At 72.0% G+C, this 25,611-nt stretch carries 2 protein-coding genes (1 of these 2 only partly in view); both read left to right on the top strand.

Annotation, left to right across the window (positions count from 1 at the left end; genetic code table 11):
* The gene (locus ACGF7Y_RS14075; protein WP_393233373.1) at nucleotides 1-17,799 is read left to right on the top strand and encodes a non-ribosomal peptide synthase/polyketide synthase; all 17,799 of its coding nucleotides are present in this window, start codon (nucleotides 1-3) and stop codon (nucleotides 17,797-17,799) included.
* Nucleotides 17,799-25,611: the 5' portion of a non-ribosomal peptide synthase/polyketide synthase gene (locus ACGF7Y_RS14080; RefSeq protein ID WP_393233376.1), read on the top strand. 17,465 nt of this gene lie beyond the right edge of the window; 7,813 of the gene's 25,278 nt are visible here — the first part of the coding sequence; it begins with the start codon at nucleotides 17,799-17,801; its stop codon lies beyond the right edge, outside the window. The genes ACGF7Y_RS14075 and ACGF7Y_RS14080 overlap by 1 nt, the downstream gene beginning before the upstream one ends.

Here is a 25,611-nt window from a genome sequence, read left to right on the forward strand (position 1 = left end):
GTGCACGATACGGAGTTGGGTGGGTACAGCGCGTTGCCGCAGCGTTCCGTCGAGCCGAAGCCGTCCCGGGCCGCATCCGAGCCGTTCGCCCTGGCGCCCGCCCAGCTCGGCGTCTGGTACGCACAGCTGCTCGAGCCGGACGTGCCGATCAACGTCGCGCAGTACGTGGACGTGCGCGGTGAGCTGGATGCCGCTCTGTTGCAGGAGGTCTCGGTCGAGGCGGCGCGCGAGTACGAGTCGGCGCTGGTGCGGCTCGGCGAATCCGGCGGCGTCCCGCACCAGTACGTCGACTTCGGGCTCTCGGTCGACATCCCATTGATCGACCTGCGCGACCAGGCCGACCCGGTGGCCGCCGCGCACGACTGGATGCGCGCGGACGCGAGTTCGCCGGTCGACCTGCGCGCCGACCGGCTGTTCGCGGGCGCTGTGCTGCGCGTCGCCGAGCGCCGGTACTTCTGGTACCTGCGGGTCCACCACATCGTGCTGGACGGCTACGGCGCGCTGACCAACACCATGCGCGCGGCCGAGCTGTACACCGCCCGGGTGCTCGGCGCCGAACCCGAGGCCGTGCGGCCCGGGACGCTCGCCTCGCTGACCCAGGCCGAACTCGCCTACCGGGAAAGCCCCCGTTTCGAGTCCGATCGCGCGCACTGGGCGGGGCGGGTGGCCGGGCTGGACGGCGCGACCAGCCTCGCCGGTCGCTGCGCGCCGCGCTGCGCGACCAACCGGATCGCCGGGCGAGCGCTCGCCCCTGAGCTGGTCGAGCGGATCGGCTCCCTTGCCGCGAGCCAGGATTCGACGATCGCGGTGGTGCTGCTCGCGGCGTTCGCCGCCTACCTCGGACGGCTGACCGACCGGGACGAGGCGGTGCTGAGCCTGCCGGTGACCGCGCGCACCACCGCGGCGCTGCGGCGCTCGGCGGGCATGCTGTCGAACATCGTGCCGCTGCGGTTACCCGTCGGCGGAAGCTGGGGCGAATTGCTGCGCGCCACCCGCGTCGAGGTCGCGGGCGCGCTGCGCCACCAGCGCTACCGGCACGAGGACATCCAGCGCGACGCCGAGCACGTCGCCGGTCTCGCGCACCGCGGGTTGTTCGGGCCGCTGGCCAACATCATGCTGTTCCGCAGCGATCTCACCCTCGGCGCGACCGTGGGGCGCTACCACGTGCTGTCCACCGGCCCGGTGGAAGATCTCGGCCTCAATGTCTATTACGGCGACCGGGACCGGGTGCACGTCGACTTCGAGGCCAACCCGCACCTGTACACCGCCGACGACACCGCACGGCAGCACGCCCGGTTCCTGCGCTACCTGGAGCGCCTGGTCGCCACCGAGCCGGATACCGCGCTCGCCGCCGTCGACGTCGCGACCGAGCTGGAACTCGAGGTCAGCACCCGGATCTGGAACGAGACGGGTTTCGACGTGGAAGCGCGACTGCCGGGCCGCTCGGCGGGCTCGGCTCCCACGGCGACGCTGGTGTCGATGTTCGAGGCGCAGGCGGCCCGCACGCCGAGCGCGGTGGCGCTGCGGTCCGCCGGTGCGCCGGACCTGACCTACCGTGCACTCGCGGAGCGCAGCCACCGGCTAGCGCGCGCGCTGATCGCGCTGGGTGTCGGACCCGAAACGGTGGTGGCGCTGCACCTGCCGCGCTCGCCGGAACTGGTGATCGCCATGTACGCGGTGCTCGCGGCGGGCGGCGCCTACCTGCCGCTGGACCCGGATCACCCGCCGGAGCGCACCGCGCACATCCTGGCCACGGCCCGTCCGGCCTGCGTGTTGACCGCGGGGAACGCTCATCCGCCCGTATCGACCGGCCTGCCGGTGCTGCGGGTGGACCGGGTCGATGAAGCCGTCGCCGCCGCGCCGGTGTGGGACCGGGAACGCGTCGCTGCCCTGCGACCCGAGCATCCGGCGTATGTGATCTTCACCTCGGGATCGACCGGTCTGCCCAAGGGGGTCACGATCACCCACCGGGCGATCGTGAACCGGTTGGTGTGGATGCAGCAGACCTATCGACTATCCGCGAAAGACGTTGTGCTGCAGAAGACTCCGGCAACGTTCGACGTGTCGGTGTGGGAATTCTTCTGGCCGCTGCAGATCGGCGCGACGCTGGTGCTCGCCCAGCCGGACGGGCACCGCGATCCCGCTTATCTGCGCCGCGCGATCGACGAATTCGGCGTCACCACAGCACATTTCGTGCCGTCCATGCTCGCGGCCTTCCTCGCGGACCGGCATGAGGCGTACCGTACGTCGCTGCGCACGGTGTTCGCCTCCGGGGAGGCGCTGCCCGCCCCGCTCGCCCAGCGGCTGCGCGCCCTGACCGGCGCGCGCCTGCACAATCTGTATGGTCCCACGGAAGCGGCGGTAGACGTCACCTTCCATGAAGTCACCGACACCGATACCCTCTCGGTGCCGATCGGCGCGCCGGTGTTCAACACCAGGCTCTACGTCCTCGATTCGCGGCTGCGGCCGGTACCGGTCGGGGCGCCGGGTGAGCTGTATCTGTCGGGGGTACAGCTCGCCCGGGGCTACGTCGCGCGACCGGAGCTGACCGCGGCGCGGTTCGTGGCCGACCCGTTCGGCGGCCGGCCCGCGCGGGCGGGCGGGCGGATGTATCGCACCGGTGACCTGGTGCGGTGGACTCCCCACGGCGAACTGGAGTATCTCGGACGCACCGACTTCCAGGTGAAGCTGCGCGGCCTGCGCATCGAGCTCGGCGAGATCGAGGCCGTGCTCGGCCGGGTGGACGCGGTGGACCGCGCGGCGGTCGTACTGCGTGACGACGCGGGCGTCGGCGAGCAGTTGGTGGCCTACGTCGTGGAAGCGGAGCCGGGTGCGGTGCGCATGGACCGGCTGCGCGCCGCGGCGGCCGAGGCGCTGCCCGGATATATGGTGCCCGCCGCCTACGTGGTGCTCGACACACTGCCGGTGAACGCCTCGGGGAAGTTGGATCGCCGCGCGCTACCCGCTCCCAGCAGGACTTCGACCGGCTACAACGCGCCCGCCACCGCCGTGGAGCTCGCGGTCGCGCGGGTGTTCGCCGAAGTGCTCGGTAACAAGCTGGTCGGTCGCGACGACGACTTCTTCGCACTCGGCGGAAACAGTCTGGTGGCCACGCAGGTCGCCGCCCGGCTGTCCGCCGACCTGAACTGCCCGCTCGGAGTCCGCGACGTGTTCGCCGCCTGCACGGTGGCCGAACTCGCCGCACTCGTCGAGCGGGCCGGTGGATCCGGCGGCGCGTCCTTGGTCGCGCAGCTGCGGGCACGGCCACGGCCGCCGCTGGTTCCGCTCTCTCCGGCGCAGCAGCGCATCTGGTTCCTCAACCGGTTCGAGCGATCCGCCGCGAGCTACAACATGCCGTTCGTGGTGCGCCTGCGCGGCGCGGTGGACGTCACCGCCCTGCGGCAGGCGCTCGAGGACGTGGTCATCCGGCACGAGGTGCTGCGCACGATCTTCCCCGCGCTGCTGCCCGGCGACAGCGGCGGCCCGGCCGCACGGCAGGTCGTGTTGTCGGTGGCGGAGGTGGCGGGCGCGCCGGAGGCGATCGGCGCCGCCGAGCTCGACGTGCGGCTGAGCGCGGTCGCCGCGCAGGGCTTCGACCTGGAACGCGAGATTCCTCTTCGCGCCCGGATCTTCGCGGTGGACGACGGCGGTTACGCGCTCGCGCTGGTCCTGCACCACATCGCCGCCGACGGTCTGTCGCTGCGCGTGCTCGCCCGCGACGTGATGAGCGCGTACGCGGCGCGCCGCGGCGGCCTCGCCCCCGCCTGGGCCCCGCTACCGGTCCAGTACGCCGACTACAGCCTCTGGCAGCACGAACTGCTCGGCTCCCCGGACGATCCGTTCGCGGCCACCCAGCTGTCGTTCTGGACCGGGACGCTGACGGGCGCGCCCGACCAGCTCGACCTGCCCGCCGATCGCCCCCGCCCGGCGGTCGCCTCCGGCCGGGGCGCGGTGTTCGGCTTCGAGCTACCCGGCGAACTGGCCGCTCGGATGAGCGAACTCGCCCGCGCACAAGGCATCTCGACCTTCATGCTGACGCACGCCGCGCTGGCCGCGCTGCTGTCGCGACTGTCCGGCAGCGGAGACATCGTGATCGGCACCCCGGTCGCCGGTCGTGGCGAGCGCGCCCTCGACGACCTCATCGGCATGTTCGTCAACACCCTGGCACTGCGCACCCGGGTCGACGTCGCCGAGCCGTTCTCCGCCCTGCTGGCGCGGGTCAGGGAACAGGACCTCGCCGCCTTCGGGCATGCCGAGCTGCCGTTCGAGCAGGTGGTCGCCGCGCTGGATCCGCCGCGCTCGCAGGCGCGTCACCCGCTGTTCCAAGTGCTGCTCGCCTTCGACAATGCCGAGCCAATCGCCTTCGAACTGCCCGAACTGTCGGTCGCCACCAGTACCCTGGACACCGGAGTGACCAAGCTGGATCTCCAGCTCACGGTCACCGAGAACTCCGCCGGCGCCGGACTCGGGGAAGGTTCGGCACCGGCGGGGGTTCCCGCGGAATTCTGTTACGCCACGGATCTGTTCGACGAAGCCACCATCGCCGGCTACGCTCGCGCGCTGATCCGCTTCCTGTGGGCGGCCACCGCCGATCCCGGGATCGCGGTAGGCGACCTGCCCCTTCTCGACCACGCGGAGCAAGCGCGCGCCCTCGCGGCGGGGCAGGCCGAGGCGGGCGCCCGAGATCCGGCGGAGACCTTGCTCACCGCCTTCGAGGCGCAGGTGCGGCGCACCCCGGACGCGGTCGCGGTACTGGACGATGGACGGCGGCTGACCTACGCGGAGTTCGCGGGCGCGGTCAACCGATTGGCGCGCAGGCTGATCGTCGCTGGCGTCGGCCCGGAGCGGACGGTCGTACTGGGCATGCGGCGTTCGGCCGACTTCGTGGTGGCCGCGTACGCGGTGCTGACCGCGGGCGGCGGGTACGTGCCGGTGGACCCCGACCAGCCCGCGGCCCGGATCGCGCAGGTGATCGCGGAGGCGCGCCCGGTTTGCGTGCTCGCGCGTTCCGGTGACGACCTGGGGGCGGAACTCGCGGATCGGTGCGCGCTCGCGGAGCGCCCCGCGACACCGATCATCGCCGCCGATTCCCCGGATCTCGCGGACTACTCCGACGCCCCGGTCACCGACGCACACCGCCTGGCTCCCTCGCACCCGTCCGGCGCGGCGTACGTCATCTTCACCTCGGGGTCCACCGGCCGTCCCAAAGGCGTCGCGGTGCAACACGACTCGGCGGTCGACCAGATCAGGTGGATCGCGGGTGAATACCGGATCGACGCCGACGACGTGGTGCTGTTCAAGACCCCGGCCACCTTCGACGTCTCGGTGTGGGAGCTGTTCGCCCCGCTCACCCGTGGCGCGCGGATGGTCGTCGCCGCCCACGACGGGCACCGCGACCCCCGGTACCTCGCCGCGACCATCGCCGCGCACCGGGTCACGATGACCTCGTTCGTTCCGTCCATGCTCACGGTGTTCGCCGCCGCCGCGGCGCCGGAGACGATCGCGTCCCTGCGCACCGTCCTGGTGGCGGGCGAGGCGATGACCGGTGAGGCCGCCGCCGCGTTCGCGGCGGTGAGCCCCGCGCGGCTGCACAACCTCTACGGGCCCACCGAATTCACCGTGCACGCCACGCACGCCCCCGTCGACCCGGCCGCGAGCGGTCCCGCGCCGATCGGGCGTCCGGTGCCGGGCAGCCGGGCCATGGTCCTCGACGCGCGGCTGCGACCGGTTCCGGACGCCGTGGTCGGCGAGCTGTACCTGTCCGGCACGCAGCTGGCGCGCGGCTACCACGGCCGCGCCGATCTGAGCGCGGAGCGTTTCGTCGCCGACCCGTACGGGCCTGCGGGCAGCCGGATGTACCGGACCGGCGACCTGGTGCGTCGCCGCCGCGACGGCTTCCTGGAGTATCTGGGCCGCGGCGACTTCCAGGTGAAGCTGCGCGGCCAGCGGATCGAACTCGGCGAGATCGAGGCCGCCCTGCTCGCCATGGACGACGTGCGCGCCGCGGCGGTGCGGGTCGTCGCACAGCCGTCCGGCGAGACGCTGGCCGCCTACGTGGTCGGCGCCGTCGCGCCCGAACGGCTCGCCGCGGAGTTGGCGCAACGGCTGCGCCGGGTGCTGCCCTCGTACATGGTGCCCACCGCGTACGTCCCGCTCGACGCCATGCCACTGACCGCCTCCGGCAAGCTCGACCGCCGGGCGCTGCCGGATCCCGCGCCGGTCACCAAGACCTTCCGCGCGCCCGGCACGCCGCAGGAGCGGACCGTCGCCGCGGTGTTCGGGCAGGTGCTGAGCGTCGATCCGGTCGGCGCGGACGACGACTTCTTCGCACTGGGTGGGAATTCGCTGGTCGCGACGCAGATCGCGGCCCGCCTGGCGGACGCGCTGGACACCGAGGTGCCGGTGCGCGCGCTGTTCGAGCATCCGACCGTCGCGGCGCTGGCCGCGCACCTGGCCGGCGGCCGCCGGGCACGTAACCGGGGGCCGCTGGTCGCCGGGCCGCGCCCCACGCTGGTCCCACTGTCCTACGCGCAGCAGCGCATGTGGTTCCTGAACCAGTTCGACGCGGCGTCCGTGGCCGACAATCTGATCGCCGCCATCCGCCTGCGCGGCGCGCTCGAGCAGACGGCGCTGGCCGAAGCGATCGCCGACGTGCTCGCCAGGCACGAGTCGCTGCGCACCATTTTCCCCGCGGCGGAGGGTATCCCGTATCAACTGGTGCTGCCGGTCGACGAGGCGCGGGTCGAGCTGGTCCTGGAAACGCTCGGCGAGCAGGCGCTGATGCAGCGGGTTCGCGAAGTGGTGGCCATGCCCTTCCGGGTGGATCGCGAGCCGCCGGTGCGCCTGGTACTGCTGCGCCTCGGCCACGACGAGCACGTGCTCGTCGTCGCGCTGCACCACATCGGCGCCGACGGCTGGTCGCTCGCACCGCTCACCCGTGATCTCATGCGCGCCTACCATGCGCGCCGCGCGGGCGTCACACCCGACTGGACGCCACTGCCCGTCCATTACGCCGACTACGCGCTGTGGCAGCGGGCGAGCCTCGGCTCCGAGGACGATCCGAATTCGGTACTGGCCGAACAGATCCGGTTCTGGCAGGGGGAACTGGCCGGTCTGCCGGACGTGTCGGCGCTGCCGACCGACCGACCGCGCCCGGCCGCCGCGTCGGGTCGCGGCGCGCGCCACGCCTTCACCATCGATGCCGCGACCCGGCGCCGGTTGCGCGAGATCGCGGACGGGGCGAACGCCTCGCTGTTCATGGTGCTGCACGCCGCGTTCGCCACGCTGCTGGCCACACTGTCCGGACAGCGGGACATCGTGATCGGCACCCCGGTGGCCGGGCGCGGCGACCGCGCGCTCGACGACCTGGTCGGCATGTTCGTCAACACCGTCGTGCTGCGCGCCGACGTCCGGGCCGATCTGACGTTCACCGAGTTGGTCGCGGCGGTGCGCGAGCGCGACCTGGCCGCCTTCGCCCACGCCGACGCGCCGTTCGAGCGCTTGGTCGAGGCGCTCGCGCCGGAGCGGTCGGCGGCCAGGCATCCGCTGTTCCAGGTGATGCTCGACTTGCAGAACACCGCGCGAACCGAACTCGAGCTGCCCGGCCTCACCGCGACCGGACTCGATATCGACACGGGTACCGCCAAATTCGATCTGCACCTGTCCGTGGCGGAAGCGGCGGACGGTTCCGGGCTCGCCGCGGTGTTCGACTACGCGACCGATCTGTTCGACCCCGCCACCGTCGAGGCGTTCGCGTCGCGCTTGCACCGTGTGCTCGACGCGGTGGTCGCCGATCCGCGGGTGTGCCTCGGCACGATCGATGTGCTGAGTCCCGGCGAACGCGCCCTCGTCCTGGACGCGTGGAACGCCACCGGGCACCCGGTGGATCCGGCCGCGACGCTGGTGTCGCTGTTCGAGGCGCAGGCGGCCCGGACGCCCGAGGCGATCGCGCTGAGGTTCGAGGGCGAATCGCTCAGCTACGCCGAGTTCGCGCGCCGGGTGCACCGAATGGCCAGGTTGCTGGTGTCGGTCGGCGTGCGTCCGGAGAAGCCCGTAGCGGTGGGCATGCGTCGGTCGGCCGATCTCGTGGTGGCGCTGTACGCGGTGCTCGCGGCGGGAGGAGCCTATGTCCCGATCGATCCGGAGCATCCGGCCGAGCGGGTCGCCGACGTCTTGCGCACGGTGCGTCCGGTCTGCGTGCTGACCCGCTCCGAGGACGGGCTCGAGCTGCCCGATCCGGCCACCGGCAGTGGGCTGTGGGCGGTGCTGGATGTCGACCTGTTCGACACCGAGGACTACGCCGAGGAACCGCTGACCGAGGCGGACCTGCTCGGGACGGTCACCGCGTCGAATACGGCGTATGTGATTTTCACGTCGGGTTCGACGGGTCGTCCGAAGGGTGTTGCGGTCTCGCATTCGGCGATCGTGAACCGTTTGGTGTGGATGCAGTCCGCTTACGGGTTGACCGCTGCTGATGTGGTGTTGCAGAAGACGCCCGCGACGTTCGATGTGTCGGTGTGGGAGTTCCTCTGGCCGTTGCAGGTCGGTGCACGCCTGGTGGTGGCGAAGCCGGATGGTCATCGTGATCCGGCCTACCTGGCCGAGATCATCAGCGCCGAGAAGGTGACGGTTACCCACTTCGTGCCGTCGATGTTGGCGGTGTTCGTGGCGGATGCGGCTGCGGCGCGGTGTGGTTCGTTGCGGTTGGTGTTCGCTTCGGGTGAGGCGTTGCCGCCGAAACCGGCGCATCGTTTGCGTGAGTTGACCGGCGCCGCGTTGCACAACCTTTACGGTCCTACGGAAGCGGCTGTCGACGTCACTTTCCATGAGGTTGTCGATGCCGACACCGAGTCGGTGCCGATCGGTGCGCCGGTGTTCAACACGCAGGTTTATGTGTTGGATGCGCGGTTGCGTCCGGTGCCGGTGGGTGTGGCGGGTGAGTTGTATCTGGCGGGTGTGCAGCTCGCGCGCGGTTATGTCGCGCGCCCGGATCTGACCAGTGACCGGTTCGTGGCCAACCCGTATGGGGAGCCTGGTGCGCGGATGTATCGCACGGGTGACTTGGTGGCGTGGACCGAGCACGGGGAGTTGGAGTATCTGGGTCGTACCGATTTCCAGGTGAAGTTGCGTGGTCTGCGTATCGAGTTGGGTGAGATCGAGTCGGCGCTGACCGCCCTGGAAGAGGTCGCCCAGGCGGTCGTGGTCGTGCGCGATGACGCCGGAACCGGTGAGCGCCTCGTGGCCTACCTGATCGATGCGCCCGGCGCGCGAGTCGACCCGGGCGCGGTCGAAGCGACGCTCACCCGGCGGCTACCGGCGTACATGATGCCCTCGGCATACGTCGTGCTGACCGAGTTCCCGGTCAACGCCTCCGGCAAGCTGGACCGCCGCGCGCTGCCCGCACCGGCGGTCGAGTCCGCGCGATTCCGTGCGCCCGCGACACCGGTACAGAAACTGGTCGCCGCCACGGTCGGTGAGCTGCTCGGCGTCGACCGGGTAGGGCTGGACGACGATTTCTTCGCCCTCGGCGGCAACTCGCTCACCGCCGCCCGGCTGGTGGCCCGGCTCGGCGCTGCACTCGACACCCGACTGCCGGTGCGGGCGCTGTTCGACGCGCCGACGGTCGCCGCGCTGGCCGCGCGGGCCGAATCGCACCGCGGCGATGGCGGTCGGGCACCGCTGCGCCCGCTCCCGCGGCCGGACCGGATTCCGCTGTCCCCGGCCCAGCGGCGCATCTGGTTCGTCAACCGCTTCCACGCCGACGGGCAAGCAGGCGCGATCGACAACATCCCGGTCGCGCTGCGGCTCTCGGGTGATCTCGACCTCGCGGCGATGACCACGGCCGTGGCCGACCTGGTGGCCCGGCACGAGACCTTGCGCACCGTCTACCCGGACGGCCCCGATGGGCCCGAGCAACGGGTGCTGCCCTCGGCCGCGCCGGACGTCCCGGTAGTGCGGGTGACCGAAACGGCACTGCCGGAACGGCTTCGGCGGCTGGCAGCCGCGCCCTTCGATCTGGTGTCCGAGACACCCCTGCGCGCAGCGCTGTTGGCGATCGACGACGCGGCGCAGGAGTATGTGCTCGCCCTGGTGCTGCACCACATCGCCGCGGACGGATTCTCCCTCGGACCGCTGGCCGAGGATCTGATGACCGCCTACCTGGCGCGCCGCGCCGCCGCCGCGCCCGCATGGGACGACCTGCCGGTGCAGTACGCCGACTACACGCTCTGGCAGGCCGATTGCGCCGACGCCGAACGGCAGCTCGACTACTGGCGCGGCGCCTTGGACGGCCTGCCGGAACAGCTCGAGCTGCCCACCGACCGTCCGCGCCCACCGGTCTCGTCGCACCGCGGCGCGACACACCGCCTGCGCATCGACTCCGATCTGCACAGCGAACTGGGCGAGTTGGCGCGCAAGCGGGAGACCACGCTGTTCAGCACGGTGCACGCGGCGCTGGCGGTGCTGCTGGCCCGCCTGTCCGGCGGCTCGGACATCGCGATCGGCACCCCGGTCGCCGGACGCGGCGACGCGGCGCTGGACCGGCTCGTCGGCATGTTCGTCAACACGCTGGTGCTGCGGACCGCCGTCGACTCCAGAGCCCGCTTCGAGACCGTGCTGGACGCGGTGCGCGACCAGGACATCGACGCGCTCTCGCATGCCGACGTGCCGTTCGAACGTCTCGTCGAAGTGCTCGCGCCCACCCGCTCGCGCAACCGTCATCCGCTGTTCCAGGTGGCGCTGAGCTTCCAGAACTTCACCCTGCCCGAGTTCGAGCTGCCGGGCCTGCGGATGAGCGCGCAGGAGTTCGACGCGCCGGTCGCCGAATTCGACCTCCAGTTCACCGTGCTGGAGTCCAACGATCGGGACGGCCGCGCCGACGGCATGCGGGTCGAGATCCGCTACGCCACGGACCTTTTCGACGCATCGGCGGTCGCCGTGCTCGGCAGGCGGTTCACTCAGGTGCTCGCCGCCATCGCCGCCGATCCCACGGTGGTCGTCGGCGACATCCAGTTGCTCAGCGCCGAGGAACAGCACCGCGCGCTGTACGAATGGCCGGTCGGCGGGGACGCCGTCGCCGATGTGGCCGGCAACCTGGCGGAGCGTTTCGCGCGGGCCGCCGCGCTGGACCCGGACGCCGTCGCGGTGCGTGACGGTGCGCGGTCGCTGTCCTACGCCGAACTCGACGAGTGGTCCAATCGGTTGGCACGGCGGCTGGCGGCCGCGGGTGTCGGGCCGGAAACGCTGGTGGCCGTCGCGCTGCCCCGCTCGGCGGAACTGGTGGTCGCCCTGCTCGCCGTGCTCAAGACGGGCGGCGGGTACCTGCCGATCGATCCGGCCTACCCGGACGACCGGATCGAATACGTCCTCGACGACGCCCGCCCGATCTGCGCGATCGCGGGAGCCGCCACCGAGTTGCCGCGCGGCTGGTTCGGCGGACCGGTGATCGATGTCGACGCGCCGAACCTCACGGAGTTCAGCGGCGCGCCGGTCACCGACGCGGACCGGCGCGCCCCGCTGCATTGCGCACACGTGGCCTACGTCATCTACACCTCCGGCTCCACCGGCAGGCCCAAAGGTGTTGTGGTGCCGCACCGCAACGTGCTGCGGCTGCTGGACAACACGCGTCGGCGCTTCGGTTTCGGACCGGCGGACGTGTGGACCCTGTTCCACTCCTACGCCTTCGACTTCTCCGTATGGGAACTGTGGGGACCGCTGTCGACCGGCGCGACGGTGGTGGTGGTCGACTACTACACCTCGCGCTCGCCGCAGCAGTTCCGGGATCTGCTGATCGCCGAGCGGGTCACCGTGCTCAACCAGACGCCGTCGGCGTTCTACCAGCTCGTCGCCGCCGATGCGGCCGGACCGGAAGCCGGATTCGCCCTGCGCACCGTGATCTTCGGCGGCGAAGCGCTGGAGCCGCAGCGCCTGGCCGGTTGGTTCGCCCGCTATCCGGACGCGCCTCGCCTGGTGAACATGTACGGCATCACCGAGACCACGGTGCACGTGTCCTATCGCGAGATCGACCGGCACACCGGGTCGTCGAGCGTGATCGGTACGGCGCTGCCCGGACTGACCGTTCGCCTGCTCGACGACCGGTTGCGGCCCGTCCCGGTGGGTGTGCCGGGGGAGATCTATGTGTCCGGCGGCCAGTTGGCGCGCGGCTACCTGCACCGTCCCGCCCTGAGCGCCGCCCGTTTCGTCGCGGACCCGTACGCGGGCGACGGCTCGCTCACCTACCGCTCCGGCGATCTGGCCCGCTGGACCTCCGACGGTGAGCTGGAGTACCTCGGGCGCGCCGATCAGCAGGTGAATCTGCGCGGCTTCCGTATCGAGCTGGGGGAGATCGAGGCCGCGCTGCTCGACGCGTACGACGCGGTGCGGGAGGTTGCCGTGGTGGTGCGCGCCGACCTCGTGGACGAACCGCGCATCGTGGCGTACGTGGTGGCGGTGGATGGCTCGGACGACTCGATCGATGCCACCGCGCTGCGGCAAGCCGTGGCCTACCGACTGCCCGAGCACATGGTGCCCGCCGCGATCGTGCCGGTGCGGCGAATCCCGTTGACCGTCAACGGGAAGCTCGACCGCGCGGCGCTGCCCGCGCCACGGTTCGAATCGACCGTCTACCGGCCGCCGTCCACACCGAGCGAACGCGTCGTGGCGGAGGTATTCGCCGAAGTGCTCGGCTCGGCACGCCCCGTGGGCGCCGACGACGACTTCTTCGCGCTCGGCGGCAGCTCCCTGCTGGCCGCCAAGGCGGTCAGCCGAATCGGCGCGGCGCTGGGCCGGACGGTCGGGGTCCGGGCGCTGTTCGAAGCTCCCCGGGTCGCGGACCTGGCCGCCGTGGCGAGCACGGTGGCCATGGGCGGCACCCGGCCCGCGCTGCTGGCGGCGCCGCGTCCGGAGCGGATGCCGTTGTCGCCCGCGCAGCAGCGGATGTGGTTCCTGAACCGGTTCGACCCGTCCTCCACCGCCTACAACATTCCGGTGGCCCTGCGGCTGTCCGGGCGGCTGGACGTGGCCGCGTTGCAGGCCGCGCTCGGTGACGTGGTCGCCCGGCACGAGGCGCTGCGCACCCGCTATCCGCAGGTCGACGGCGAACCGGTGCAGTTCATCGCCGACGCCGCCGACGCCACCCCGGTGCTACGGCCGATCGACATCGCGGAAGACGCGGTACCGCGGCGCATTCGGGAGCTGGCCGAGACGACCTTCGACGTCACCGCCGAGGTCCCGCTGCGGATGCGGCTGCTGCGGGTGGTCAGGGCGGGTGCGCGCCCCGCGGCTGGGCATGGTGAATTCGTGCTGGCCGGAGTGCTGCACCACATCGCCGCCGACGGCTCGTCCATCGCGCCGTTCGTGCGGGACCTGATGCTCGCCTATACCGCGCGCCGCGGCGGCACGGCGCCCGAATGGACGCCGCTCGCCGTGCAGTACGCCGATTACGCGCTGTGGCAACGCGCCCTGCTCGGCGCCGAGCACGACCCCGATTCGGTGGCGGCCCGCGAGATCGCGTTCTGGAGCGAGACCCTCGCCGGGCTGCCCGACCAGCTGGCGCTGCCCACCGACCGCCCCCGTCCGGCGAAGCAGAGCCTGCGCGGGGACAAGGTGCCGCTGACGATCGGCGCGCGGCTGCACGCGGATCTCGTCGCGCTCGGCAGGCGGCACGGCGCGACGCTGTTCATGGTGGTGCACACCGCGTTCGCGGTGCTGCTCGCGCGCTGGTCCGGCGCCGGTGACATCGCCATCGGCACGCCGGTGGCCGGACGCGGCGCGGCCGAACTCGACGACGTCATCGGGATGTTCGTCAACACCCTCGTGCTGCGCGTCGGCGTCGACGGCGGCGAGCCGTTCAGCGGACTCCTGGCGCGGGCGCGGGCCGCCGACCTCGCGGCGCTCGAACACACCACCGTGCCGTTCGAGCGCCTGGTGGAAGTGCTCAACCCGGTGCGCTCGACCGCCCGGCACCCGCTGTTCCAGGTCGGCTACTCGTTCCAGAACCACGAGCGTGGACAGCTGCGGCTGCCCGACCTCGAGGTCGAAGAACTCGACTTCGACAGCGGCGTGGCGCAATTCGACCTGCACCTGTTCGCGGTGGACGCCTACGACACCGACGGCGCGCCCGACGGCATCGAGCTGGCCCTCCGTTATGCCACCGATCTGTTCGAGCGGCCGACCGCTTTCCGGTTCGCCGCACAGCTGCGCCGGGTGCTGGAAACGGTCGCGGCCCGCCCGGACCTGCCGGTCGGTGACATCGATCTGCTCGGGACCGACCGATCGCTGGTGCTGGCCGAATGGAACCGGACCCGGCAGCCGGTCCCGAGCGCCACGTCGGCGGATCTGATCGCCGCGCAGATCGCGCGCAGCCCCGGGGCGGTCGCGCTGGTGGACGCGACGACCGGAGCCGAGCTGCGCTACGCCGAGTTCGGCGAACGGGTGAATCGATTGGCGCGCAGACTCATCGCGCACGGTGTCGGCCCGGAGTCGACGGTCGTGCTGGCGATGCGCCGTTCGCCGGAACTGGTCGTCGCCATGTACGCGGTGGTGTGCGCCGGGGGCGCGTATGTGCCCATCGATCCGGACCATCCCGCCGAGCGGATCGCCCACATCATGTCCACCGCCGCGCCCGCCGTAGTACTGACCACCTCGCGCGACGGCTTACCGGCCGGAACGAACCGCACGGCGATGGAAGTCGACCGGCTCGACCTCGCCGAGTTCGCCGCGACCCCGATCACGGACGCGGAGCGGGTGCGGGCGCTGCGTCCGGAGCATCCGGCCTACGTCATCTTCACCTCGGGTTCGACGGGCCTACCCAAAGGCGTGACGATCCCGCACGCCGCCATCGTGAATCAGCTGACCTGGATGACCAGGGAATTCGGTCTCGGGGCGAACGATCGCGTGCTGCTGAAGACGCCCGCGACCTTCGACCTTTCCGTGTGGGAGTTCTGGTCTCCGCTGGTCACCGGAGGACGCCTGATCATCACCGCGCCCGGCGCGGAACGCGATCCGGACCAGTTGCGGGCGCTGCTGCGCCGCCACGGCGTGACCGTGCTGTACGCCGTTCCCTCCTTGATCGGCATGCTGCTGGCGGTGGAGCCGGGGGCCGCGCTGCCGGAAACCCTGCGCCGTGTGCTCGCCATCGGCGAGGCGCTGCCGCCCGCCACGGCCGCGGACTTCCTGCGCCGCCACCGCGCAGGGACCGCGCTGGACAACCTCTACGGTCCCACCGAGGCGGCGGTGTCGATCACCGCGTTCCCGGTGCGCACACCGCAGGAGCACACCGTCCCGATCGGGTCGCCCGTCTGGAACAGCCGGGTCTACGTGCTGGACGCGCGATTGCGGCCCGCGCCGATCGGCGTGCCGGGCGAGTTGTATCTCGCGGGCGCGCAGCTGGCGCGGGGCTACCAGCGGCGTCCGGCACTGACCGCGGACCGCTTCGTGGCCGATCCGTTCGCGGTGGAACTCGGCGCCGCGGCGGGCGAGCGGATGTACCGCACCGGCGACATCGTGCGCAGGCGTCCCGACGGCACGCTGGAATACCTGGAGCGCGCCGACTTCCAGGTGCAGCTCGGCGGCTTCCGCATCGAACTCGGCGAGGTGGAGGCCGCTCTGCGGCGGCAGCCCGGGGTGAGCGCGGCGGTCGCGGTAGCGCGGGCCGATCAACGCGCCGGAACGCGACTCATCGCGTATGCCGCTGTGCCGGAAGCGGATCCGGAGTCTTATGCCGACTCGGCCGTTTCGCTGCGCACGGCCGTGGCCGCGCAACTGCCCGGGTACATGGTGCCCGCCGCCGTCGTCGTGCTGGCGGCGCTGCCGCTCACCGCCAACGGCAAGATCGATCGCACCGCGCTGCCCGAGCCGGTGTTCGCCGAGGCGGGTTCCCGCGCACCGGCCGGTGCGCTGGAGCGGCTGGTCGCCGGTGCGTTCGCCGAGGTCATCGGCGTGCAGACGGTGAGCGTGGACGACGACTTCTTCGCCAGGGGCGGCAACTCCCTGATGGCCACCCGGCTCGCGGCTCGGCTCGGCGCGGCACTGGGCGCCCACGTCCCGGTGGCCGCGGTGTTCGACGCGCCGACGCCGGCCGCGCTCGCCGAGCGCCTCGCGCACACCGAGGGCGGCGCGGCCCGGCCCGCGCTGGTCCGCCGCGCGGATACCGGGCCGGTGCCGCTCGCGCCCGCGCAGCGACGTATGTGGGTGCTCGACCGGCTCACGCCGGACTCCTCGGCCTATCACATCCCCGCGGCGCTGCGGTTGCGCGGCGGCCTGGACGTGGCGGCGCTGTCGGCGGCCGTCGGCGATGTGCTCGACCGGCACGAGACGCTGCGCACCAGGTACCCCGATACCGAAGCGGGACCGGTCCAAGAGGTCGTGGCCGCGTCGCCGGTCGACCTGACGCCGATCCCGGTGCCGCAAGCGGAACTGAACACGCGCATCGCGGAATTCGTCTCCCTCGGATTCGATCTCGCCGCCGCGCCGCCCGTGCGCGCCGCGCTGTTCGCCACCGCCGCCGACGAACACCTCCTGGTCGTCGTGCTGCACCACATCGGCGCGGACGGGTATTCGATCGCGCCGTTGACCGCCGACCTGGTGCGCGCCTACCTGGCCAGATCCGCCGGTCACGCGCCGGAGTGGGTCCCACCGGCGATCCGGTACCGCGACTACAGCGCCTGGCAGCACGAGTTGCTCGGCGATCCCGCGGATCCGGACAGCCTGGTGGCCCGCCAACTCGCCTTCTGGCGAACCGAATTGGCCGCAGCGCCGGAATCGCTGTCCCTGCCCACCGACCGCCCGCGCCCGGCGCGCCGGGACATGCGGGGCGCTACCGTCGTCCGCGAGATCGGCGCCGAGCGCACCGTCCGGCTGGAGCGACTGGCCCGCGAACACGGCGGCACGCTGTTCACCCTGGTGCACAGCGCGCTCGCGGTGCTGCTGGCGAAGCTGTCCGGAGCGGGGGACGTCACGGTGGGCGTTCCGGTGGCCGGGCGCGGCGTCCGCGAACTGGACGAGCTGGTCGGCATGTTCGTCAACACCGTGGCGTTGCGCACCGAGGTCGACCCGCGCACGAGCTTCGGCGAACTGCTGCGGCAGGCCACCCGGCGCGATCTGGCGGCGCTCTCACATGCCGACGTCCCGTTCGATCAGGTGGTCGATGCGCTGGGCGTCACCCGTTCCGGCTCGCATGCGCCGCTGTGCCAAGTGCTGCTCACCTTCCAGAACATGCCGCAGGCCGCCGTGGAGCTGCCCGGACTCGCGGTCGAGGCGGTCGATCTCGCCTCGACGGAGGCGAAATTCGATCTACAGGTCACCGTGCTGGAGCGGCCCGGCGCCGGTCTGGAACTGCGCGTCGGATACGCGACGGACATCTTCGACGAGCCGACCGCGCGGGAGTTCGGCGACCGGTTGCTGCGCGTGCTGGAAACAGTGGCCGCGGATCCGGCGGTGATCGTTCGCGCGATAGACATCCGGTCCGCGCACGAACGACGGCCGAGGCCGACCGCGACGGATCTGCCCGCTCTGATCGCTCGTGCGGCGCAGGCCGCGCCCGGCGCACCAGCGTTCGAGCACGGCGATCGGTGGGTCCGCTTCGGCGAACTCGACGCGAAGCTCGCGACCGTCGCCAGGGCGATGGGCGCGACGGCCAAACCCGAAGCCCTCATCCACGTCTCGCTCGCCGGGCTGGTGCCCGGCCTGCTCGCCGAACTCGGTGGCAGTGGCCTGACGGCCTTGCTGCGAACCCTGGCCGCCACCGCCGAGGCGCTGCTCGCCGACTCGGCGCAGGCTCTCGATTCGGAAGGAAACCGCTGATGACCCACGCAGACGCCGTCCGCCGCGCCTACGGCATCGACGACCTGCCCGGCCTCATCGCGACCGTCGCCGGACGGGAGCCGCACCGGGTGGCGCTGCGCCACGGCGAGGTCACCGTCACCTACGCGGCGCTGGCCGCGGAACTCGCGGCGCTGTCGGAGATCATGAGCGCGGACGCACTTGTCCCCGTGGTGGTCTCCGGCCGGCTGCCCGCGCTGCTGGAGTCCGGTGACGGCGCGCTCGGCGCGGTGCTGGACGCACTGCTCGCGGACGCGCTCGCCGCCGTGCCCGATGCCCCGACCACTGCCGCCGCACCGGTCGAGACGCTGGTGAGCCTGTTCGAGGAGCAGGCACGCCGCACCCCGGACGCGATCGCGCTCGACTACGCGGGCGTCACCCTGACGTACGCCGAATTCGACGGCCGGGTCAACGCGCTGGCCCAGCACTTGATCGGACGCGGCGTCCGGCCGGACACGCTGGTGGGCTTGGCGGTTCGGCGCTCGATCGACCTGCTGGTCGGCATGTACGCGATCCTGAAGGCGGGCGGTGCGTACGTGCCGGTCGACCCGGATCATCCGGCCGACCGCATCGCCTACGTGCTCGCGGTCGCCGATCCGGTGCTCGTGCTGACCACTACGCACGACGAACCCGAGTTCGGGCGTCCGGTCGAGACGCTGCGGATCGACGAATTCGCGGGCCCGCCCGCACCGCAGGCCCCCGTGGTCACCCGGTCGGCCGACGACACCGCCTACGTGATCTTCACCTCCGGCTCGACCGGCAGGCCGAAGGGCGTAGCCGTGTCGCATCGCTCGATCGTGGCGAATCTGCGCTGGCGGCAGCGGATGTACCGGCTGCGCGCCGACGACGTGGTGTTGCAGAAGACGCCGTTCACCTTCGACGTGTCGGTGTGGGAGTTCTTCTGGCCGTTGCAGGTCGGCGCCCGGTTGGTCGTCGCGGAGCCGGACGGTCATCGCGACCCGGCCTACTTGGCGCGCGTGATCGGCGAGCGCGCCGTCACGGTGGCGCATTTCGTGCCGTCCATGCTCGCGGTCTTCGTCGCCGAGCCGCGCGCGGCCGCGGTGGACTCGCTGCGGCTGGTCTTCGCCTCGGGGGAGGCGCTCCCGGCCGCCACCGCCGCGGCGTTCCGCGACATCTGCGGCGCGACCCTGCACAACCTGTACGGGCCCACCGAGGCCGCCGTCGACGTGACCGCGCACGAGGTGACCGGCGCGGACGTGGCCGGGGTGCCGATCGGCGTCGCGGCCGACGACACGGAGTTGCTGGTGCTCGACGACAGCCTGCGCCCGGTGGCACGCGGCGTCGTCGGCGAGCTGTACCTGGCGGGCGTGCAACTGGCCCGCGGCTATGTGGCCCGCCCAGGCCTGACCGCCGAGCGATTCGTCGCCAACCCGGAGGGCCCGGCGGGGGAGCGGATGTACCGCACCGGCGACCTGGTGCGCTGGGCGCCCGGCGCGGAGGGCGGCCCGGACGAACTGGAATACCTGGGCCGCAGCGACTTCCAGGTGAAGTTGCGCGGCCTGCGGATCGAACTCGGCGAGGTCGAGGCGGCGCTGTCGCGTCATCCGACGGTGGCCCAGGCGGCGGTGACGCTGCACCGCCAGGCCGGCGGTGATCATCTGGTCGGTTATGTCGTCGGTGACTCGATCGACGCCGCCGGTGTGCTCGAGCACGTCCGGCGCGAGCTGCCCGAGTACATGGTGCCCACCCTGCTGATCCCGCTGGACGCCATGCCGCTGAACGCCAACGGGAAGCTGGACCGCCGGGCGTTGCCGGAGCCGGAATTCGGTTCCGGCGCACCGTCCTATCGGGCACCGGAGACCGAGGCGCAGGTGGCGGTAGCCGCGGTCTTCGCCGAGCTGCTCGGCCTGCCACGGGTGGGCGCCGACGACGATTTCTTCGCGCTCGGCGGCAATTCGCTGCTCGCCACCCGCGCCATCGCCCGGATCGCCGCGGCCCTCGGCGCCACCGTCGACGTGCGCGACTTCTTCGACCGCCCCACCGTGGCCGCGGTGGCCGCGCTGTCGCGTCCCGGCCCGGCGCGCCCGCCGCTGGTGGCGGGCCCGCGCCCGGAGCACATTCCGCTCTCGCCCGCGCAGCGGCGCATGTGGTTCCTCAACCGGTTCGACGCCGACATCGAGCAGGCCCGTGACCTGGGCGTCGCCGCCGTGGACAACATCCCGGTCGCGTTGCGCCTGCGCGGCCCGCTGGAGGTCTCCGCGCTGTCGGCGGCGATCACCGATCTGGTGGCCAGGCACGAAGTGCTGCGCACCGTCTATCCGCAGACCGCTGACGGGCCCGCGCAATCGGTGCGGCGGGTGCACGCGGTGTTCGACCTGACGCCCGCCGACGTGCCGCAGGACCGGCTGGTCGCGGCGATCCGCCGGGCGGCGGGGCAGGGCTTCGACGTCGCCGAGGAGATCCCGGTGCGGGTGCGCCTGCTGCGCTGCGGGCCCGAGGACCACACGCTGGTGCTCGTCGTCCACCACATCGCGGCCGACGGTTTCTCGCTCGGGCCGCTGATGCGCGACCTGACCACCGCCTATGCCGCGCGGCGCGAGGGCCGGGCGCCGGAGTGGGCTCCGCTGCCGGTGCAGTACGCCGATTACGCGCTCTGGCAGCAGCGGGTGCTCGGCGCGGAGACCGACGCGGACTCCGTGGCCGCGCGCCAGCTCGCCTTCTGGCGCGCCGAATTGGCCGATCTCCCCGCGCAATTGGAGCTGCCCGCGGATCGGCCGCGCCCGCCCGCGACCTCCTATCAGGGCGCGACCTACGAGTTCGCCCTCGACGCCACCCTGCGCGCCGACGTCGAGACGGTCGCGGCGCGCGTTCGCGCCACGCCGTTCATGGTGCTGCACGCCGCGCTGGCGGCCCTGCTGGCCCGGCTGTCGGGCACCGCCGACATCGCGATCGGCACGCCGGTCGCGGGCCGGGGCGACGCCGCGCTGGACGATCTGGTCGGCATGTTCGTCAACACGCTCGTGCTGCGCACCGAAGTGGACGGCGCGCGCAGCTTCGCCGAGTTCCTCGCGTATGCCGCCGATCGCGACCTGCGTGCCTTCGCGCACGCCGACATCCCGTTCGAGCAATTGGTGGACGCGCTGAATCCGGCGCGGTCGACCGCGCGCCACCCGCTGTTCCAGGTCGCGTTGTTCATGCAGAACGTCGGTTCGATCGCGCTGGCCATGCCCGGTCTGGACGTCGAGCCGGTCGACTTCGATGCCGGTTTCGCGAAGTTCGATCTGCAGCTCACGGTTTCCGACGCCGCCGACGGATATCGCGCCGAATTCACCTACGCCACCGACTTGTTCGACGCGACGACCGTTCGAGAGTTCGCGGCGAAATTCGTCCGGCTGCTGCGTGCGGCGGTGGATGACCCGGACGCCCCGGTCGGGGATCTCCCGCTGCTCGACGCGGGCGAACTGGACTACGTCACCGCGAGCTGGAACGCCAGCGGGCACAGAGTGCCGGACCGTTTCCTGCACGAGGGCTTCGACGCGCAGGTACGCCGCACGCCGGATGCCGTCGCGCTGGTCGCCGGTACCGAGCGGCTGAGCTACACCGAGCTGTCGGACCGGGCCGACCGGCTGGCCAGGATGCTCATCGGGATCGGCGTCGGCCCGGAGGCGCTGGTCGTGCTGGCCCTGCCGCGCTCGATCGAGCTGGTCGTGGCCATGTACGCGGTGGCGCGGGCGGGCGGTGCGTACGTCCCGGTGGATCCGGCGCATCCGGCCGAACGCGTCGGTCACATCCTCGACACCGCGCGCCCGCACGCGATCCTGACCAGCCGGGCGGCCGGATTCGATGGGGAGACCGCTTCCGCGCCGGTGTATCACCTGGACGAACTCGATCTCTCCGCCTACCCCTCCGGCAAGATCGGCGACCGTGAACGCCGCGGCGTGCTGCATCCGCAGCACCCGGCCTACGTGATCTTCACCTCCGGGTCCACCGGCAAGCCGAAAGGCGTGGCGGTCAGCCATCAGGCCATCGCCAACCAGCTGGCCTGGATGCACGCGGAGTACCGTCCGCGGGCCGGCGATGTCTACTTGCAGAAGACCGCGAGCACCTTCGACGTCTCGCTGTGGGGATACTTCCTGCCGCTGCGCGCGGGCGCCACCCTGTTGCTCGCGGCGGCGGACGGGCACCGCGATCCGCGCTACCTCGCCGAAACCATTGCCCACCACCAGGTCACGCTCACCGATTTCGTGCCGTCGATGCTCGCGGTGTTCGCCGCGCACGCGCAGCCGGGCGAACTGGACTCGCTGCGCGAGGTGTTCGTCATCGGCGAGGCGCTGCCTCCGCACACCGTCGCGGCGTTCCGGCAGGTGTGCGACGCGGGCCTGCACAACCTCTACGGCCCCACCGAGGCGGCGGTGTCCATCACCAACCGCGAGGTCACCGACGCCGACACGCCGTACGTGCCGATCGGCGAGCCGGAGTGGAACGCGCAGGTCTACGTGCTCGACGGACGGTTGCGGCCCGTGCCGATCGGCGTGCCGGGCGAGCTGTATCTTGCGGGTGCGCAGCTGGCGCGGGGCTATCACGGCCGCGTCGACCTCACCGCCGATCGTTTCGTCGCGAACCCGTTCGGCGCGCCGGGCGCGCGCATGTACCGCACCGGAGACCTGGTGCGCTGGAGCGGCGACGGCGAACTGATCTATCTGGGCCGCACCGACTTCCAGGTGAAATTCCGCGGCCAGCGCGTCGAGCTCGCCGAGATCGAGACCGCGTTGCTGGCGGTACCCGAGGTCGGGCAGGCCGCGGCACGGCTGGTCACCGGACCGGCGGGTGACTTCCTGGCGGGTTACGTGATCGCGGCGCCCGGCGCGACAGCCGACCTCGACGCGGTGAAAGCCGCTGTCGCTCAGCGGCTTCCCGCTTACATGGTGCCGACCACACTGGTCGAACTGGACGAATTCCCCGTGAACACCAGCGGCAAGCTCGATCGCGCGGCACTGCAGGCCCCGGTGCCCACCGCCGAGCGCTTCCGTCCGCCCGTAGACGCCGCGCAGCGGCTGGTCGCCGCGGTGTTCGCGGAGGTGCTTGGAGCCGAGCGAGTCGGGCTGGACGACGATTTCTTCGCCCTCGGCGGCAGCTCACTGGACGCCACCCAGGTCACCGCCCGCACGGGCGAGGCCGCGGGCGTGCGCGTGCCGGTGCGCGCGCTGTTCGACGCGCCAACGGTGGAGGGGTTCGCCGCCGCCGTCGGACGGCTCGGCGCGGAGGGAGCCCAGCGGCTCGCGCTGGTCCGCCGGGAGCGGCCCGAACGGGTGCCGCTCTCGCCCGCGCAGCAGCGACTGTGGTTCCTCAACCGCGTCGAGAGTCAGGACGGTGTCGACAGCGTCTACAACCTGCCGATCGTGCTGCGGCTGACCGGTCGCCTGGACGTGACCGCGCTGGAGCGCGCCGTGCTCGACGTGCTCACCAGGCACGAGACGCTGCGCACCACCTACCCCGAAACCGACGGCGGCCCCTACCAATCCGTCCTCGACGCGGCCGACATCGGCTTGAGCCTGCATCCGGTGCCGATCGACCGCTCCGCGGTGCGCGACGCCGTGATCGGCATCGTCCGCGCCGGGTTCGACGTCACCGCCGAACTGCCGTGCCGGGTCGCGCTGCTGGCCGTCGACCGGGTGGACGAGGCGCGCGGCGTCACCGGCGACGAATACGTGCTGGTGTTCGTCGTCCATCACATCGCCGCCGACGCCCTGTCGATGGCGCCGCTGGTCACCGATCTGGTCCGGGCCTACCTCGCGTGCCTGACCGGCCTGCGGCCGGACTGGGACGAGCTGACCGTGCAGTACGCCGACTACAGCCTCTGGCACCGCGAGCTCCTCGGCGCCGAGGACGTCCCCGGCGAACTCGCCTACCAGCAGTTGCGCTTCTGGCGCGACGTGCTGGACGGCGCGCAGGCGCAACTGCCGCTCCCGGCCGATCGGCCACGCCCCGCGGTCGCGTCGCACGAGGGAGCGGCCGTCGATTTCGTGATCGAGCCCGAGGTGGCCGCGGGCCTGCGCGCGCTCGCCCGGCGCAGCGGCGCGACACTGTTCATGACACTGCACGCGGCCTTCGCCGCCACCTTGGCCAGGATGAGCGGCAGCGCCGACATCGTGATCGGCTCGCCCGTCGGCGGGCGCGGCGAGCGGGCCTTGGACGCCCTCGTCGGCATGTTCGTCAACACCCTCGCACTGCGCACGCGGGTCGCCGCCGACGCCTCGTTCGCCGGGCTGCTCTCCGAGGTCCGCGACGCCGACCTGGCCGCGTTCGCCAACGCCGATCTGCCGTTCGAGCGGTTGGTGGACGCCATGGCCGTGGATCGCTCCGCCGGTGCGCACCCGCTGTTCCAGGTGATGTTCAGCTTCGAGGCCGCGACGCCCGCCTTCGACGGACAGGCCATGGAGGTGCCGTGGCTGTCGGTGCGCCCGGTCGAGATTCCCGACAACGGTGCGAAGTTCGATCTGCACCTGGTGGTGACGGAGCGGGCGGAATCGGCGGAGCTGTCCGCCACCCTGCGCTACGCCACCGACCTGTTCGACGCCGTGACGGCCGAGTCCTATGCCGATCGGTTCCGGCGCATGCTCGCCGCCGCCACGGCCGATCCCGGGGCGCGCATCGGTGACATCGAACTGTTGTCGGACGCCGAGCGCGCGCGGGTGCTGCGGGAATGGAACGCCACCGCGCATCCGCTGCCCGAATCCGGCACGCTCGTCTCGCTGTTCGCCGCGCAAGTCGAACGCACACCGGACGCCGCGGCGATCACCTTCGAGGTGACGACATCGGCCGACTCGTCGTCGGACCACCACTGCTCGACATTGACGTACGCCGAGTTCGCCGGGCGGGTCAACCGCTTGGCGCGGTGGCTCGTCAGCCGGGGCGTCGGCCCGGAAACGCTGGTGGCGCTGGGCATGCGCCGTTCCGTCGACCTGGTGGTCGGCATGTACGCGGTGGTCGCGGCGGGCGGCGGCTACCTGCCGATCGACCCCGACCATCCGGCCGAGCGCACCGCGCACATCCTCGAAACGGCCGCGCCGGTGTGCGTGCTGACCGCGGGCGCGGACCTGAATTGCGGCCTGCCCGAAACGCGGATCGATCGGCTGGACCTGTCGGGCTACCCGGACACCCCGCTCACCGACGCCGACCGGCGCGCCGCGCTGCGCCCGCAAAACACCGCCTACGTACTGTTCACCTCCGGCTCCACGGGCACGCCGAAGGGCGTGGCCATGAGCCATCGCGGCATCGTCAACCGGCTGCGCTGGATGCAGTCGGCGTACGTCGCGCTCGGCCCGGGGGATGTCCTGTTGCAGAAGACGCCCGCCACCTTCGACGTGTCGGTGCCGGAGTTCTTCTGGCCGTTGCAGGTCGGTGCGCGCATGGTGCTGGCGCGGCCGGACGGGCATCGCGACCCGGCGTACCTGGCGCGCCTCATCCGTGCCGAGGGCGTCACCGCGGCGCACTTCGTGCCGTCCATGCTGGCCGTCTTCGTCGCGGGCGAGTTCGACGCGCCTTCGCTGCGCGAGGTGTTCTGCTCCGGTGAGGCGCTGCCGGTCGGCGTCGCCCACCGGATGCGCGAACTCACCGGTGCGCGGGTGCACAACGGCTACGGACCCACCGAGGCCGCGGTGGAGGTGACCTTCCACGCGGTGTGCGATACCGACTTCGAGTCCGTGCCGATGGGCAAGCCGATCTGGAACACCCGGACGTATGTACTCGACGCGCGGCTGCGGCCGGTGCCGGAGGGTGTGCCCGGCGAACTGTATCTCGCGGGTGTCCAGCTGGCGCGCGGCTATCTGGGCA

The organism is Nocardia sp. NPDC047654, from assembly GCF_043205035.1.
Lineage (GTDB): Bacteria > Actinomycetota > Actinomycetes > Mycobacteriales > Mycobacteriaceae > Nocardia.